This window comes from Pigmentiphaga litoralis, from assembly GCF_013408655.1.
Classification (GTDB): Bacteria; Pseudomonadota; Gammaproteobacteria; order Burkholderiales; family Burkholderiaceae_B; genus Pigmentiphaga; species Pigmentiphaga litoralis_A.
This window is the reverse complement of record NZ_JACCBP010000001.1, coordinates 1402948-1419150: the sequence shown is the minus strand read 5'-3', so window position 1 is coordinate 1419150 and position 16203 is coordinate 1402948. Positions and strand designations below refer to the sequence as shown.

Genomic DNA, 16203 nt, shown 5'->3' with positions numbered 1-16203 from the left:
AGCAGAAATGAGAAGCGTTCCTGTTTCGAAATGGAAGGGCGGGCTTCCGAGCCGCCCGCTTCCCCTTACAGATCCAGCGTTGCCACCACCGGCGTGTGGTCCGACGGCTGTTCGTTGCGGCGCGGCACCTTGTCGATGATGCAGGCGCTGCACACCGCCTTGAGCGGGTCGCTCAGCAGGATGTGATCAATGCGCAGACCCGCGTTGCGCCGAAAGCCCATCATCCGGTAGTCCCACCAGCTGAACATCTTCGGTTCCTGCTCGAACAGGCGGAACGCGTCCGACAGTCCCAGGCCCAGCAGCATGCGAAACGCGCTGCGTTCCGGCTCGGACACCAGCACGCTGCCTTCCCACTTGGCCGGGTCGTGCACGTCGCGGTCATCGGGTGCGATGTTGTAGTCGCCCAGGACGGCCAGGCGTGGGTACTTGGCCATCTCGCCGCGCACAAAGGCCGTAAAGGCGCGGTACCAATTCAGCTTGTACTCGTACTTGTCGCTGCCCACCGCCTGGCCGTTGGGGCAGTACGCACAGATGATGCGCACATCGCCCTGGGGCGAATCCAGCGTGACGGCGATCACCCGTTGCTGATCGTCGTCGAAGCCCGGGATGTTGCGCTGGATGTCGCGCGGCTCGGCCTTCGAGATGATGGCGACGCCGTTGTAGGTTTTCTGGCCAATGAAAGCGACGTGATACCCCGCTTCGCGGAACGCGTCGACCGGCACCTTTTCGTCCGCCTGTTTCAGCTCTTGCAGGCACAGCGCTTCCATCGGATTGTCCTGCAGCCAGGCAAGGACCTGCGGCAGCCGTACGGTAAGGGAGTTGACGTTCCAGGTGGCAATGCGCATGGGAAGGCTCGAGCAGAAGGGGTGACGGGCATCGATTCTACCGCTGGAGGGCAGGGCGGGTTGCGGGGTGGTTGTGGGCTGGGGTGCCTGGAAAGTGTGTTGATCGAACAACTTTATGCACTACAGCGTTCAGCTTCCCGTCAAATGAGTAGAGAAACACAAGTGAGTATTGTTATCATTAGCGCCGATACGAAACTCCCACCTTCATTGCTGCACGGCCACGTCCGCCGTGCTTCTGGACCCCTCGATGCCTCACTCGCACCTTTCCCGCTCCGCGTCGTCGCGCGGCGCTGTCCCTGTCCTGCGTCCGATCGTTCGCCATCTGGCGGGTATCGGCTTCGTGATGATTGCCGGCAGTGCGCTGGCGCAGACGACGACTCCTTCTACGACGGCTCAGCCGGCGGCGTTGGGTGAAGTCAGTGTTGTCGGCACATCGGGCACTGGCCTTCAGCCGCCGGCACCCGGTGGACAGGTGGCACGTGGCGGCAGCCTGGGATTGCTGGGATCGGACGATGTGATGAACCAGCCGTTCAGCACGATCAACTTCACGTCGCAAGCCCTGGAAGATGCGCAGGCTCGGACGCTGGCGGACATCGTGATCAACGATCCGTCGGTGCGTCTGACCACGGGTACGGGTGGCTTCGATGACACGTTCACGATTCGCGGTCTGGCGGTTGGCGCAGGCGACGTCGCGATCAACGGTTTGTACGGTTTGACCGCCAGCCGGGTGCCGGCACAGCTGGTGGAACGCGTCGAAGTCCTGAAAGGACCTGCCACCCTGATCAACGGTATCGCGCCGGGCGGCAGCGTCGGCGGCAGCATCAACGCAGTGACGAAGCGGGCTGGCGACGTGCCACTGACGCGACTGACCACCACGTTCACCAGCAAGTCCAACCTGGCGGTGGGCGCCGACATTGGCCGCCGCTTTGGTATCGATAACGCCTGGGGCATTCGATTTAACGGCTTGGTGCGGGGCGGTGAGGGCACGGTCAACGGCGGCGATCAGAAGACGCAATTCGGTGCGCTCGGACTGGACTACCAGGGTTCGCGCCTGAAGTGGTCGTTGGACGCTTATGTGCAGCGCGACGATACCGACAACTTTCGCCCACAGATCAGTTTGAGCTCCATCACGGCAATTCCATCGCCACCGGACGCTCGCGCCAACTGGTATCCCGGTACGGCTCTGGTGCAGCGCGAAAACGTCATCGCTACGCGCCTGGATTATGACGTGACGGATGCGTTGTCGGTTTATGGCGGTATTGGTTATCGCGACGGTATGGCCGACCAGGTTTTTCCGCAGTCGACCACGGCTGTGAACAGTGCTGGTGACTTCCGCGTGCGCAACAACTTCTACGATTCGATTTCAAAGACTGTCAGCGCGAACGCCGGCGTACGGTGGCGCGTCAATACCGGCCCCGTCAAGCACACGATCAACGCCGGCTTCTCGCAGCTGGTGCAGAAGAGTGGCAACGCGTTTACGGTGGGCACCAACGAATCGCTGGCGCTTGCCGGGTTCCCATCGAATATCTACAACCCGAGCCCGCTCGTGCCCGTGACGGCAACACGGCTGGATCCGCTCATGTCGTCTGAAACGACGCTGCACAGTCTGGCTGTGAGCGACACGATGTCGTTTGCGAATGATCGCCTGTTGGTCACGCTGGGTCTGCGTGACCAGACCGCAAGAACAGACAGCATCCCGACTGGCACGAACCCCTACAAGGCAAGCGCCGTGTCACCCCTGGCCGGGATCGTGTTCAAGCCCATCCAGAACGTCTCGGTCTACGGCAATTACACCGCAGGGCTGACCCGCGGCCAGATCGTTGGCGCTCAATACGTGAACCGTGGCGAAGTCCTGCCACCGTACAAGTCCAAGCAACTGGAAGCCGGTGTCAAGGCTGATTTCGGCCGCCTCACCACGAGTGCTTCGCTGTATCAGATCACTCGTCCTCTGTCCCAGGCAACCGGACCCGTGGGCAACCAGGTCTTCGGCTATTCCGGAGAGACGCGTTACCGTGGCCTCGAGTTGTCAGCTTACGGTGAGATCCAGCGCGGTCTTCGGGGGATCGCCGGTATCGCGTTTACCGAACCGGAAGTCACCAGCTCGACCACCGCTTCCAACGTCGGCAACACTGTTCAAGGCGTTCCCGCAGTCACCGCCAGCGCCGGTCTCGATTGGGACACCCCTTGGGTCCAAGGCCTGGCACTCAACGGCCGCGCCGTCTACACCAGCGGCTCGAACCTGAACGTGACGAATACGCAGCGCTTCGACAGCTGGACCCGCTTCGACATCGGCGCACGCTATCGCACCATCATCTCGGGCAAGTCCGTCGTGTTCCGCGCCAACATCGAAAACCTGTTCGACAAGAACTACTGGCTGACGACGGGCACCTATGTGGCCGTGGGCTCGCCGCGTACCTTCGTGCTGTCGGCATCGATCGACTTCTGATCGCGCCGCCGCCGGGTCCGCCCGGCTGACGGGCAACCGTTTACTGCAAGACCCCAAGCGCTTCCTGATGCCGCGTGCATCAGGAAGCGTTTTGTCGTTGGGCCAAGCAAAAGCGCAGGCAGCGGCGCCGGCGCTATAGTGTGCGTCGAAGCGCTCCACCGACCGAGAGCGCACGTTGACAAGCGAGACACCGATGCACCCGCGGAGCCATGACCTTGGCCGCCCCTGATTCCCGCCGCGCGCAGGCAGCGGCAGCGGCAACGCTGGTAAGCCCGGCAACCCCGGTAAGCCCGGCCCCCCAGGCTCCCCCCCTTCGCACCCACTGGCTCGCCGTGTCGGCCATTGTCGCCAGCGGTATCGTGGCTGCGTTCCAGGTGGGCAAGGTCGTCATCACGATTCCTGCTCTGCGTGCCGACCTTGGGCTGGATCTGACGGATGCCGGCTGGATCATGGCGATCTTTTCCTTGCTGGGTGTGGCCTGCGGCATTCCGGTGGGTTCGCTGGTCGGCAGGTTCGGTGCGCGGCGCTTGCTGGTGGCGGGGCTCGTGGCCATCACCGCCGGCAGCGCGACGGCAGCGGCGTCGCATGGCTATCCGCTGCTGCTGGCCATGCGCACGCTGGAAGGCCTGGGCTTCGTGTTCATCACCATTGCGGGGCCGTCGATGCTGCGCAATGTCATTGCCATCAAGGACCGCGATCTGGCATTCAGCTTGTGGTCCTCGTACATGCCGACCGGCATGGCGCTGGTCCTGGCGGTGGGCGGCTTTGTTCAAGGATGGCGCGGCGTGTGGTGGGCCACTGCCGCGCTGGCGGCGCTGGCCGCGGTGTTCGTGTTGCTGGTCGTGCCCGGCAGGTCGGCGGGCGACGCGTCGGCGGCTGGCAAGGTGCCGATGCGCGACGTGCTGGGTGGCGCGGCGCGCACCATCAGGAACGCGGGGTCGGCCCTGCTGGCGGCGTGCTTTGCGACCTATACCCTGCAGTACTTTGCGTTGTTCAGCTTCCTGCCGGTGCTGTTGATCGACCGGCTTGGCATGACGGTGACGACGGCAGGCGCATTCACTGCTTTTGCCGCGGCAACCAATGCAGTGGGGACGCTGGTCGCCGGGCAGTTGCTGTCGCGGGGCGTGATAGCGCGGTGGGCCTTGATCATGCTCAGCAGCGCCGTGATGGGTGTGTGTGCCGTCGCCATCTTTGCGGCCGACCTGTCGCATGCGGCCGTGCTGGTGTTGTGCGTGGTGTTTTCGTGCGTGGGTGGCATGTTGCCGTCGACCGTGGTGGCCAGCGCGCCGATGCTGTCCCCCAGTGCCGCCCTTGTCCCGGTGGCGATCGGGCTGGCAATGCAGGGCAGCTACGTGGGACAGGTGCTTGGGCCATTGGCCGTCGGCGTGGTGGTCGACCGCTTCGGGTGGTCAGCGGCAGCGATCGTGCCGGCCGTGGCGGCGGCTATCGGCATGGCGGGCGCCTATCTGTTGCGGCCGATATTCCGGCGGGTGCATTGACGATTGCCGGGGAGCGCCGCGCTCCAACCTTAAGCACTTACTCGGCTGACACCTTGGCGTTCTGCACGACGGTCTTCCATTGCTGGAATTCCTTTTCCTGCCGCTTGGCCAGTTCCGCCGGGCCGTCGTGCAGCGCGGTCACGCCCAGCTTGTCGAAACGTTGCTGAAGATCCGGTGACGCCATCGCGTGCCGCACCGCCTCGTGCACTGTCTGAACGATCGCAGGCGGCGTGCCCTTGGGGGCATACACGGCCACCCACAGGTCGCCACTGAAGCCGGGCAGCGCTTCGCTGATGGCGGGCACATCGGGCAGCAGCGGCACGCGAGCCGCACTGCTGACGCCGATCGCGCGCAGGCGGCCGGACTTCACGGCCTCGACCGCAGACGGCAGGCTGGCGAACAGCATGGGCACCTGGTTGCCCATGACATCGCTCATGGCCGGGCCGACGCCTTTGTACGGAATGTGCTGCAGGCGCAGTCCGCCTTGTTCATTCATCATCTCGCCCAGCAGATGGTTCAGCGTGCCCGCGCCTGCCGATGCGTATTGATAGCGGTCAGGGTGGGCTTTGACTTCTTTCAGGAAAGACGCCAGGTCCTTGGCCAGAAAGTTCGGGTTCACGCACAACACGTTCGGCACAACGCCCACGGCCGCGATCGGCACGAAGTCGCGAATCGGATCGAAGCGCGCGCTCTTGACCACCCAGGGCACGATCAGCTGATTGCTGTTGGCGGTGACCAGGATGTTGTAGCCATCGGGCGCCTCGCGCAGCATGGCCTGCGTGCCCACGACGCCGCCTGCACCGGCTTTGTTGTTGACGACAACCGGTTGTCCCAGAGTCTTCGCAAACTGTTCGGCCAGCACACGCGCCACGATGTCGACCGTGCCGCCGGGCGCGGTGGGCACGGTGATGGTGATGGGGCGGTCGGGATAGGCGGCGTGAACCGCAACAGGGCTCAGCCAGGGCAGGATGGCCAGGCTGGTCAGGGCCAAGGTGCGCGCGGCGATGGCCGGCCGCAACAGCCGACGGAAGTCGACACCGAAACTCAGGCTGAACAGGGCGCGTCGCGCGGGGGTGCGATGGCGGGGGGATGTCATGCAAGCTTCTCCAGAAGGGGATCAAGGCGGGGCGACAAAGGCGTAGACCGGGTGTCGATCAGGGGATGAATGACCGCCGCATGGGCAAGCAAGGCGTGGTCAGCGCCCGGGCGGCCAACCAGCATCACGCCCAGCGGAAGGCCATCGCGCGATGTGCCGGTGGGCAGATGGATGCACGGCCAGCCCAGCACGGACCAGCCCTTGTTGAAGCCGGAGTCTCCGGTATGCGTCAGGCCTTTCGGTGCCGGGCCCGTCACGCTCGATGTCAGGATCAGGTCCGCGTTGCCGAACCAGGTGTCCCAGCTGTCGCGGGCGTGAGCCTGGAACTGCCTGGCAGCGGTCCAGGCGTCGCCGGGCAGGGCCAGGCCGCGTGCCACCGCGTCCAGCAGTCGCGGGCTCAGGCGCGATCGATGGCGAGACACGACGGGCAGCAGGCTGCGAGCGAATTCGTAGTGCATCAGCGTGTGATGGGTATCCAGCAGGCGCTGGACCGGAAAGCGGGCGTCCGCATCGGCGCAGACGTATCCGCTGCTCTCGCGCAGGGTGGCCCGTGCTGCGACCAGCGCGGCATGCGCGTCGTCGTCGATGAGGTGACCCGGGTGGCCCGGAAGGCAGGCGATCCGCCAGTGGGCGGGCAGGTCGGCGTTTCCAGCGGGTCGGTCAGCCAAGTCTGCGACGGGCCGTTGTCGACGGCTTGTCATGGCGTCGCATGGCTCACCGTCGCGACCGGGATGTGCCGCAGGGTGAGACGGCAGCAGCACGTTCGCTGCCGCGACGGCGTCCTTCACGTCGCGCGTATACCAACCGATCACGTCGAGCGATTCGCAGGCGACGACCATGCCGCCGCGCGGCACGACGCCATGCGTCGGCTTGAATCCGACGACGCCGCAGTAAGCCGCGGGCCGGATCATGGATCCGCCGGTCTGCGTACCCAGCGCCAGTCGCACCTGGCCGGCGGCAACCGCGGCGGCCGAACCGCTCGACGATCCGCCCGGCGTATGGGCAAGGTTGATTGGATTGCGTGTGGGCCCGGGCGTGACATAGGCGAACTCGGTCGTCACGGTCTTGCCGATTGGCACGCCGCCGGCAGCCCGCAACAGGGCCACACAGGTGGCGTCAAAGCGCGCGGGTGGGGTGTCGTCGTACGCCGTGGATCCGCATCGGGTCGACATGCCGGCGACATCGATGATGTCCTTGACGCCGATCGGCCAGCCGGACAGGGCGCCCGAGGTGCCTGCTGCAACGGCGCCGCCGGCAGCCGCGGAATGGACACCGGACAAGCTCGCCTCATGGCCCGAAGAGGCCAACTCCTCGGGCGACGCCAGGTGGGCCCACGCATGCAAGGCGGGCTCCTGCGCCGCTGCCCGGGCCAGGGCTTGCAGTAACGACGGGGGCAAAGCAAAAGAAGACATCGGCACCCTGAAACCATCCGGTAGACACGCAACGGATTGATCTTAGGCAGCCACTTCTTTATCGTCTATGTCTTAATCAAGGGTGGTTTATGACGAATCCCGACATAGTGTCATTGGACGGCAAGCTGCTGGCCGCATTTTTGGCGGCGGCTGAGGAGCTGCATTTTGGCCGCGCGGCAGCGCGCTTGTTCATGACGCAGCCGCCCTTCAGTCAGCTGATCCGCCGGGTCGAAGACGTCGTGGGCGCACCGCTGTTCATCCGGACGACGCGCAGCGTGCGGCTGACACCTGCGGGGCAGGTCATGCTGGACCACGTTCGCGGCATGGCGGACGCGTCTGCGCGCATGTTGCGCGACGTGCGGCAGGCGGCAAGGGGTGAAGGGGGCGCCCTGACCGTGGGGCTGACGCCCACGGCGGCCTGCTCGCCATTGGCCGAACGGCTGTATCAGTTCCGCAAGCGGCATCCGTCGGTCGACCTGGAACTGCGCGAGATGAACTCCAACCAGATGGACGCGGCGCTCAGGCTGCGGAGTATCGACGTGGCGTTGATGCGGCCGATGGCCCTGGATGCGGACATCGACGTCATTGAAGTGTTCGATGAACCCTTGCTGCTGGCGCTGCGTGCGGATGATGCCCTGGCGCGCCGCAAGCGCGTCGCCCTCACGCAGGTGGCCGACCTGCCGCTGATCGGCTATTCGCAGGCCGTGTCGCCGTACTTCCGGCGGATGCTGCAGGGGCTGTTTTCCAGCATCGGGCGGCGCCCGCGCTATGTGCAGGACAGCGTGCTGCCCACGGTGCTGACTTTGGTGGAGGCGGGTGTCGGGGCCGCGATCGTGCCGTGGACGATGACACGCAGCCGCGGCGACGCCTTGGTGTTCCTGCCGATCAGTGGCGTGGGCAAGGCTCGCGCGACCATTGTCATGGCGAGCCTGGCGGATTCCGCCAACGCGGTCGTGCCCAAGGCACAGGAGTTGCTGCTCAGTCGGCGTTCTTAACCCAAAGGAGGCATCCATGTCCGATGATAAAAGCGCCGTAGGGCAAGCTGACCGTTTGCGCATCAACGTCCATGAGGACTATGAACTGCATGACTGGTCCAAGAAATTTGGCGTGACACCTGACGAGTTGCGCGCGGCCGTCAGCGCGGTCGGGCCGATGGCGGCCGATGTCGAAAAGCACCTGAAGCAACGCAAGTAATAAGGTGGCGGCGACCGGCGATGGGACTTCCAGGAGGCCCTATCGCCCGTGCCGTCCTTGGCAGTTTTTACAGCCCTGCCTTTCAATGACCGGTCAAAGCGCCACGGCGTCGCCGGCAAATCCCTTGGTCAGTTCCAGCGCCTGACGCTCGAACAGCCGGCGGTACAGCCCGCCTTCGCGGCGGATCAACTGATCGTGGCTGCCTTCCTCGATCACCTTGCCGCGATCCAGCACCAGCAGCCGATCCAGTGCACGTACCGTCGACAGGCGGTGGGCAACGACCAGCGTCGTGCGTCCTTCCATCAGCCTTTCCATGGCCTGCTGAATCAACACTTCGCTCTCGCTGTCCAGGCTCGATGTCGCCTCGTCAAAAATCAGGATCGGCGCATCGGCCAGGAAGGCGCGCGCGATCGCCACCCGCTGGCGTTCGCCGCCCGACAGCTTCACGCCGCGTTCACCCACCAGTGTGTCGTACCCCTTAGGCAGTGCCGAAATAAAGTCGTGCGCACTGGCCTGCCGCGCCGCGGCTTCGATCTGGGCCTGCGTGGCGCCGGGCCGCGCATAGGCAATGTTCTCGGACAAGGACCGGTGGAACAGCACCGGTTCCTGTTGCACGATGGCGATCTGGCTGCGCAAGGACATCTGCCTGACCCCGGCAATGTCCTGGCCGTCGATGGTGATGGTGCCGGCGTCGATGTCGTACAGACGCTGGATCAGCTTGATGAAGGTGGTCTTGCCCGACCCTGAATGCCCCACCAGGCCCACGCGTTCACCGGGGGCGATACGCATGGAAAAGTGCTCATACAGCGGCGTGGCATGCGGTCCATAGCGGAACGTCACGTCGTTGAAGCGGATCTCGCCGTCGCGGATGGTGATGTCGCCCGCACCCGGCCGATCTTCGACCCCCAGCGGCTGACTTTCCAGCGACACCAGCTCTTCCATGTCGTTGACCGACCGCTGCAGGTTGCGGATGTGCATGCCGACATCGCGCAGATAGCCTTTCAGCACAAAGAACATGGTGAGCGCGAAGGTGATGTCGCCGACGCTGGCCTGGTTGCGCGACCACATGAGCAGGGCGGTGCCCAGCATGGCGGCCTGCATCAACACCAGCAGCGCGCCTTGCAGTCCGCCATTGAGCGTGCCGCGGATCCAGGTGCGCCGCGTGCGCAGCCGCCACTTGGCCACGACGCGCGCCAGCCGGGTTTCTTCGCGAGCCTCTGCACCAAAGGCCTTGACCACCGGATTGCAGCTGATGGCGTCGGCCAGCGCGCCGCCCATGCGGGTATCCCACGCGTTGGCCAGGCGGGCCGCCGGCGCAACGTATCCCAGCGACATGGCCACAATGATGCCGACGAAACAGACCGACCCGATGCCCACGACCAGTCCCATCAGCGGCCAGTGCAGCCCCAGCATGATGGTTGCGCCGATCAACATGATGATCGACGGGAAGAGGGCGACCAGCAAGGTGTCGTTGAGCAGGTCCAGGGCCCACATGCCGCGGGTGATCTTGCGCACGGTTGATCCGGCAAAGCTGTTGGCATGCCAGTTGGTGGAAAAGCGCTGGATGCGATGGAAGCTGTTGGCCGCGATGTCGCTCATCATTTTCAAGGTCAGCTTGATGATGTTGAAGAACACAGCTTGTCGGAACAGCGTCCCGCCCAGGCCCAACGCCGCGAGCATCCAGAAAGCGGTCACGGCGGCGGTCCACGCGGTCTCGTCGCTGGCCGCGCCGGATGCGACGGCGTCGACCAGGCGTCCGGCATACAGCGGCGTCATGACATCGGCCAGTGCCGACAGCAGCACCAGCCCGGCGATCAGGGCGATGCGCCACGGCTGCCGGCGCCAGTGCAACAGCGTAAAGCCCAGAACGTCCTTGAAGACCCGGCTGCCGGCATAGCGGGTGCCGCCCGGGGGGGAGGGGGAAATGCGTTTTTTGCGGATCATTGGTGCTTGAGGAAAAACGGATGCGGGGGGCAGGAACACGCGGAGCAGGCAAGAGGAGCAAAACCGGTGCCCGCGAGCCCTCCATCGTAGCGCGCCGGCCGCGGGCGGCCCGGGTATGGACGTTTTACGATGTACGCGCCCGCGTTGCTGCGCGACAGTTGAGCCCACTACGAACCCGGATCCTATGAACCAACGAGGGCATGCCATGTGGCAATTCGACGTCGATACCTATCTGGAAACCGAGGCACTGGCCAGCCTTCGCGTGCTGGTTGTTCAAAGCCAGACCGTCCATCGCGAACGCATCAAGCTGGAACTGCGTGACGCAGGGGTGGGCCACATCGACGACGCCGCCAATGGCTTCCAGGCGCTCGCGCTCATGCGTACCCGGGCGTTCGATCTGCTGATCGTCGACCTGGTCATGCCTCAGCTCAACGGCATCCAGCTGCTCGATCAGGCCGCGGCCCTGTGCGCCGATATCCGGATTCTGGTGGCTGGCGATGCCGATGCGGCGTTGCTGCGGACCGCCCGGAAGTTTGCCGTGACGCGCGATCTGCGCATCCATGACTGCGTGCCGCACCCCTTGCGGGAAGGCCTGCTGGTGGAGGTGCTGCGCGCGTCGCTCGACGACCTGGCCGAGCGGCGCGCGCCCTTGGTGCCCCCGCCGCAGGCCTTGCCCTGCCCGCCACGCACCCGGGCGCATGGCCCCCTGGACATGGCCGCCTTGCTGTCCACCGGTTGTCTGCGCGTCGCCTATCAGCCCAAGATGTCCCTGATGACGAACCGGTTGACCGGCGTCGAAGCGCTGGCCCGCTTGCGCCATCCCGAGCTGGGCTTGCTGGCGCCTGATGCATTCATGGCGGCCGTGTCCGCGCAAGGACGCATGACCGAGCTGACCCATCGCATGCTTGGCCTGGCCGCGGCCGAGCAGTCCGGGTGGGCGCGCCAGGGATCCTGCACGGCCGTGTCGGTGAACGTGCCGGCCACCGTGGTCGAAGCGCCGCGCGCGGTGGAAAGCCTGATCGAGGTCGTGCGCCGCGCGGGCAGCCAGCCCGAAGCGATCACGCTCGAGATCACCGAGACCGCGCCTATCATCGACAAGAACGCGTTCTACCGCGCCGCGGCGGGCTTGCGGCTGGCCGGGTTCGGCCTGGCCATCGACGATGTGGGAACCGGCCACAACTCGCTTGACCTGTTGGCCAATGGCCCCTTTACCGAGCTGAAGGTGGACCGCAGCTTCGTCGCCCGCGCGGACGCGTGCCGGGCATCACGCGCAGTGCTGGAAGCCTGCACGCGCCTGGGGTCGGAGCTGGGCATGACGGTGACGGCCGAGGGGGTCGAATCCACGGCCCACCTGGCGCAGGCCGCGCTGGCTGGATGCGATGAGGTGCAAGGACATCTGATCAGCGCGGCGTTGCCCGCGGAGGCGATCCCGCCGCTGATCGGGCGGCGTCTCTGGTGAGCACCTGACGCCTTGCGCGCTGCAGCCGCCAGGGATCCCCTGCGGCAGGGCGTGCGGGCGAAGGCGTAGAATGCGGCCGGCTACCGTCCTGTTCCGGATGCCCTTGTCATGCCGTCCTCTGCTGTCCCGCTATCCCTTTCCCACGCCCGCCGCATCTGGCTGCGCGCCCAGCGGCTCGATGTTTCCGCGCCGTTCAGCATGCAGGGCGAGTCCGGCGCCGACGCCGTGCGCCGCGCGGTCGAACGTCTGGGCTATGTCCAGATAGACACCATCCAGGTGATTGAGCGGTGCCATCACCACATCCTGTGGTCACGCATTCCGGACTACCGGCGGGCCGACCTGCATGGCGCGCAAACGATAGACAAGACGGTCTTCGAGTATTGGACGCACGCGCTGTCGTATGTGCCGACCCGCGATATGCCGTTCTTTCTTGCCGAAATGAAACAGCACCGGCTGTCCCCCCGCAGCGCCTACCGCACGGCGCCGGCCGAGGACGTGCGCAAGATCGTCCGCCGGGTGCGCGACACCGGCGCACTGTCGCTGCGTGACATCGATGATGATGTCGAGCAAGAGAAGGACCACCTGTGGGGTAGCCGCAAGCCGTCCCGGCGTGCCCTGCAGGCCGCCTTCTTTGCAGGCGCGCTGACGATCAGCGAGCGCACGGGCATGCTGAAGCGGTACGAGCTGACGGCCCGGCATTTCGGGTGGACGCAGCCACCCAGGGCGGCCACGACGGCTCAGTGTACGGGCTATGTGCTGGACCGGGCATTGCGCGCGCAAGGGCTGGTCAGCCTGGACTCGGTTTGCCGCCTGGACGCGCCGCGCAAACCGGCCGTGCACGCCCTGATCGACACCCGGGTGCGCCGCGGCGAATTGCTGCCGGTCCTGCTGGAAGGGGATCGCACGGCCACGCATTGGATGCGTCCCGCGGACCTCGCGCCGCTGCCCCCCGTCGACCCCGGCACGACGCATATCCTGTCGCCGTTCGATCCGCTGATCATCCAGCGCAAGCGGCTGGACCGGCTCTTTGGCTATCTGCATCGGTTCGAAGCCTATGTGCCCAAGGACAAACGCATCTTCGGCTATTTCACGTTGCCGGTGCTTGCGGGCGACCAGATTGTCGCCGCGATCGACATCAAGGCAGACCGCGCGCAGCGTCGCCTGCAGATCCAGCAGTGGACCTGGGTGGGCGAGGGCAGCGCGGCGCGGCACCAGCGCCAGATCGACGAGGCCTTGCACCGTTTCGAGGACTTCCAGTTCCGGGGCTGAACGCGTGTGACGCGATGGGTGGCGGGACATCATCAGTACACGTCGGTTTGGATCATGCGGGGGCGTCCCCTACAATTCCGGCTGTCCCAATGATTTCGCAAGGAGAACCCCGCCAGTGCCATGGATCGCCAATCGCACCGACTCGTCCCGCAACGACACCCCCGCGGCCGTCAGCCCCTCGACCTTGAGGCGTGCGATCGGCGCCTCGGCGATGGGCAACGCGACCGAGTGGTTCGATTACGGCATCTACGCCTACGGGGTGACCTACCTGTCGGCGGCGCTGTTTCCCGGGTCGACCGATGAAGCCACGCTGTTTGCGCTGGCGACCTTCGCGATCTCTTTCCTGGTCAGGCCGCTGGGCGGATTGTTCTGGGGTCCCCTGGGTGACCGGCTGGGACGCAAGTCCGTCCTGGCCCTGACCATCCTGATGATGTCGGGCGCGACCTTGTGCGTGGGCCTCATTCCTTCTTACGACAGCATCGGCTTCTGGGCGCCCACCTTGCTGGTGGTGCTGCGCATGATCCAGGGATTTTCGACAGGCGGCGAATACGGCGGCGCGGCCACCTTCATGGCCGAATACGCCCCCGACAACAAGCGCGGCTGGTGTGGCAGCTTCCTGGAGTTCGGCACGTTGGCGGGGTTTTCGGCAGGCGCCTTGCTCATGCTGGGATTTTCGCTGGCCTTGGGAGACGAGGCCATGCACGCCTGGGGCTGGCGAATTCCTTTCCTGGTGGCGGCGCCGATGGGGCTGATCGGACTGTATCTGCGGTCCAAGATGGAAGACACGCCGGTGTTTCGCGAAGCCAGTGCCGACGCCGCAGCGCATGCCGCGCCGCCCACGCATTCAGGCGGACTGAAGGACCTGTTCACCGGCTACTGGCGCGAACTGCTGGTGATGAGCGGACTCGTCATTGCACTGAATGTTGTGAATTACACCTTGTTGAGCTACATGCCGACCTATCTGCAGCGGCGGCTCGGGCTCTCGCCCAATGAAGCCCTGGTGGTGCCGATTGTCGGCATGCTGTTCATGATGGTGTTGCTGCCGTTTGCCGGTGCGCTGTCCGATCGGGTCGGGCGCAAGCCCTTGTGGTGGGCGTCGCTGATCGGGCTGTTCGTGCTGGTGGTGCCGCTGTACCAGTTGATGGCGACCGGCATGACCGGAGCGATCATCGGCTTTGCGCTGCTGGGCGTGCTGTACGTGCCCCAGCTGGCCACCATTTCCGCCACCTTTCCGGCCATGTTCCCGACGCGGGTGCGGTTCGCTGGCTTTGCGCTGGCCTACAACGTGGCGACGTCGTTGTTCGGCGGCACGGCCCCGGCGCTGAACAGCGGACTGATCCGCGCAACGGGCGATGAACTCTTTCCAGCCTATTACATGATGGGCGCGTGCGTGATCGGTGCGATTGCGCTGGTGTTCCTGGCCGAGACGGCCGGCATGTCGCTGCGCGACGCGGGCAGGCGCCGGCCGCCGCGACACGCAGTACGCTGATGATGCGGGCGCATGGCGCATGGTTGTGATGGATGCTGCGCCGCAAATCCCCTAGAATCAGCGATCGCAAAGGAGAGCGGTCGGGCCCTTGGCCCTCACCCGCACATTGATCCAACCGTCGCCAAGATCGGAAACCATGAAGGCTAACGCGCAGAGCGGTCTGGGGGTACGCGCACAGCAGGCCCAGCAGACACGTCAGAAAATCCTGAAAGCGGCCATCAAGGTCTTTGCGAAAAGCGGCTTTGCCGGTGGCCGCGTCGACAGCATCTCGAAGCTCGCCAAGTCGCATGACCGGATGATCTATTACTACTTCGGCAGCAAGGAAAAGCTGTTCGTCGAAGTGCTGGAAACGCTGTACGAACAGTTCAACGAGGCCGAACGCCGCCTGCAGCTGGACACCTCGGACCCGGTGGCCGCGCTCAGCCGCATCGTCGATTTCACCTGGCGCTATTACCTGACCCATCCGGAATTCGTGGCCCTGCTGGGGTCCGAAAACCTGCATCGCGGCATTCATGTCAAGAAGTCGGTCAATGTCAAAAGCATGTCGGACGCGACCCTGTCGATGCTGCAGCCGGTGCTGGAGGCCGGTCAGGCGCAAGGCCTGTTCCGTGAAGACATCAGCGTGCGCAACCTCTATCTGATGATCGCGTCGCTGGGCTACTTCTACAACTCGAATCGCTACACGCTCAGTTCCTTCTTGGGTGAAAACCTGATGACCGACGACGCCCTGGTGGACTGGCAGGCCTTCATCACCGACGCAGTCTTGCGCAAGGTCTGTATCGACACCTCGGCGTGAGGGGTGCCGCTCACCGCATCCGCTAATGCGCACCAGAATGCAGCGTTGACGCTCGATCTTGTGCGCGTTTTGCGGCCTGCTTCGGCGTTGACTTGAAGGCGCGCAATGCACAGCCAGGCTTGGTCAGCCCGCAATCAAGCGCCTGCTTTCCTTGTGTCGGCGCGATGTGTGCCGATATAATGTGTACACGCGTTTTCCTTGCCTGTCGGCAGTCCGCCGCAGGCGGCACGTCGCTCTCTCGTTGCCGCCCCGATGCCTCCTTCTTCCCGCAAGCGCGCGACGTCAGTCGCGCCGCCCCCCGAACCGGCCTATGTTTTTTCAGACCAGGTCGGGCATCTGCTGCGCCGCGCCTATCAGCGGCACATGGCCCTGTTCCAGCAGATCATTCCCGACTCGCAACTGACAGCCGCGCAGTTCGTCACGCTGTGCGCCGTGCGCGACAAGGGCGGCTGCTCGCTCAGCGATATCGTCAAGATCACGGCCATCGATCAGGCCACGATTCGCGGGGTGATCGACCGGCTCAAGACGCGGGGGCTGCTGTCCGTCGACCACGATCCGAGCGACCGGCGCAAGGTGGTCGTGTCGCTGACCCCGGAAGGCGCCGGGCTGGTGCAGGAAATGGAGCCCTTTGCGGATGAGATCACGGAACTGACCTTCGGGGATCTGAACCCCGCCGAACGGGTGGCGATCATCTACCTGCTGCGCAAGATGGGGCTGGACACGGCGGACTGATCCGCCGGCCCGGGCGCACGCA

13 protein-coding genes are annotated in these 16203 nt (G+C 65.1%); 9 read left to right on the top strand and 4 right to left on the bottom strand.

Annotated elements, in window-relative coordinates; translation table 11 throughout:
- Positions 1-65 precede the first annotated feature (65 nt).
- Entirely contained in the window at positions 66-845 is a 780-nt protein-coding gene (xth, locus tag HD883_RS06280; RefSeq protein WP_179587247.1) for an exodeoxyribonuclease III, read from the bottom strand.
- Between the two features lie 247 nt (positions 846-1092).
- On the opposite strand from xth, the gene HD883_RS06275 reads away from it, so the two are divergent.
- A complete protein-coding gene (locus HD883_RS06275) occupies positions 1093-3291 on the top strand; it encodes a TonB-dependent receptor (RefSeq protein WP_257022011.1) in 2199 nt (732 codons plus the stop codon).
- A 209-nt stretch (positions 3292-3500) separates the two neighbouring features.
- A complete protein-coding gene (locus HD883_RS06270; protein ID WP_179587249.1) occupies positions 3501-4790 on the top strand; it encodes an MFS transporter in 1290 nt (429 codons plus the stop codon).
- 37 nt (positions 4791-4827) lie between these two features.
- On the opposite strand, the gene HD883_RS06265 is transcribed toward HD883_RS06270, so the two are convergent.
- A complete protein-coding gene (locus HD883_RS06265) occupies positions 4828-5886 on the bottom strand; it encodes a Bug family tripartite tricarboxylate transporter substrate binding protein (protein ID WP_179587251.1) in 1059 nt (352 codons plus the stop codon).
- On the bottom strand, positions 5883-7166 hold the full coding sequence (locus HD883_RS06260) for an amidase (RefSeq protein ID WP_179587253.1): 1284 nt from the start codon (positions 7164-7166) through the stop codon (positions 5883-5885). Before HD883_RS06260 ends, HD883_RS06265 begins: the two co-directional genes overlap by 4 nt.
- Before the next feature lie 221 nt (positions 7167-7387).
- Here HD883_RS06260 and HD883_RS06255 point away from each other — a divergent pair, with 221 nt between their 5' ends.
- Entirely contained in the window at positions 7388-8293 is a 906-nt protein-coding gene (locus tag HD883_RS06255; protein WP_218863216.1) for a LysR substrate-binding domain-containing protein, read from the top strand.
- 16 nt (positions 8294-8309) lie between these two features.
- Positions 8310-8492 carry a DUF3606 domain-containing protein gene (locus tag HD883_RS06250; protein WP_179587255.1) on the top strand — a complete coding sequence of 61 codons (183 nt, stop codon included), beginning with the start codon at positions 8310-8312 and terminating at the stop codon, positions 8490-8492.
- A 93-nt stretch (positions 8493-8585) separates the two neighbouring features.
- Here HD883_RS06250 and HD883_RS06245 read toward each other — a convergent pair whose 3' ends face one another.
- Positions 8586-10436 carry an ABC transporter ATP-binding protein gene (locus HD883_RS06245; RefSeq protein WP_179587256.1) on the bottom strand — a complete coding sequence of 617 codons (1851 nt, stop codon included), beginning with the start codon at positions 10434-10436 and terminating at the stop codon, positions 8586-8588.
- A 205-nt stretch (positions 10437-10641) separates the two neighbouring features.
- Here HD883_RS06245 and HD883_RS06240 point away from each other — a divergent pair, with 205 nt between their 5' ends.
- From HD883_RS06240 to HD883_RS06220, 5 genes are all read left to right on the top strand, one after another.
- Positions 10642-11895 (top strand): EAL domain-containing response regulator, encoded by a 1254-nt coding sequence (locus tag HD883_RS06240; protein WP_179587258.1) that lies wholly within the window; start codon positions 10642-10644, stop codon positions 11893-11895.
- A gap of 108 nt (positions 11896-12003) precedes the next feature.
- Entirely contained in the window at positions 12004-13164 is a 1161-nt protein-coding gene (locus HD883_RS06235; protein ID WP_179587260.1) for a winged helix-turn-helix domain-containing protein, read from the top strand.
- 184 nt (positions 13165-13348) lie between these two features.
- Complete coding sequence (locus HD883_RS06230; RefSeq protein ID WP_257022429.1) at positions 13349-14653, top strand: MFS transporter; 1305 nt, start codon at positions 13349-13351, stop codon at positions 14651-14653.
- 136 nt (positions 14654-14789) lie between these two features.
- Complete coding sequence (locus tag HD883_RS06225; protein ID WP_179587263.1) at positions 14790-15449, top strand: TetR/AcrR family transcriptional regulator; 660 nt, start codon at positions 14790-14792, stop codon at positions 15447-15449.
- 252 nt (positions 15450-15701) lie between these two features.
- Positions 15702-16181 carry a MarR family winged helix-turn-helix transcriptional regulator gene (locus tag HD883_RS06220; protein ID WP_179587265.1) on the top strand — a complete coding sequence of 160 codons (480 nt, stop codon included), beginning with the start codon at positions 15702-15704 and terminating at the stop codon, positions 16179-16181.
- Positions 16182-16203: the final 22 nt, after the last annotated feature.

Excerpts from the sequence above, each read along its gene's own strand:
- HD883_RS06235 (WP_179587260.1), top strand. The coding sequence starts at position 12,004 with ATGCCGTCCTCTGCTGTCCCGCTATCCCTTTCCCACGCCCGCCGCATC.
- HD883_RS06245 (WP_179587256.1), bottom strand. The coding sequence starts at position 10,436 with ATGATCCGCAAAAAACGCATTTCCCCCTCCCCCCCGGGCGGCACCCGC.
- HD883_RS06275 (WP_257022011.1), top strand. The coding sequence starts at position 1,093 with ATGCCTCACTCGCACCTTTCCCGCTCCGCGTCGTCGCGCGGCGCTGTC.
- HD883_RS06270 (WP_179587249.1), top strand. The coding sequence starts at position 3,501 with ATGACCTTGGCCGCCCCTGATTCCCGCCGCGCGCAGGCAGCGGCAGCG.
- xth (WP_179587247.1), bottom strand. The coding sequence starts at position 845 with ATGCGCATTGCCACCTGGAACGTCAACTCCCTTACCGTACGGCTGCCG.
- HD883_RS06250 (WP_179587255.1), top strand. The coding sequence starts at position 8,310 with ATGTCCGATGATAAAAGCGCCGTAGGGCAAGCTGACCGTTTGCGCATC.
- HD883_RS06265 (WP_179587251.1), bottom strand. The coding sequence starts at position 5,886 with ATGACATCCCCCCGCCATCGCACCCCCGCGCGACGCGCCCTGTTCAGC.
- HD883_RS06225 (WP_179587263.1), top strand. The coding sequence starts at position 14,790 with ATGAAGGCTAACGCGCAGAGCGGTCTGGGGGTACGCGCACAGCAGGCC.
- HD883_RS06240 (WP_179587258.1), top strand. The coding sequence starts at position 10,642 with ATGTGGCAATTCGACGTCGATACCTATCTGGAAACCGAGGCACTGGCC.
- HD883_RS06255 (WP_218863216.1), top strand. The coding sequence starts at position 7,388 with ATGACGAATCCCGACATAGTGTCATTGGACGGCAAGCTGCTGGCCGCA.
- HD883_RS06220 (WP_179587265.1), top strand. The coding sequence starts at position 15,702 with ATGCCTCCTTCTTCCCGCAAGCGCGCGACGTCAGTCGCGCCGCCCCCC.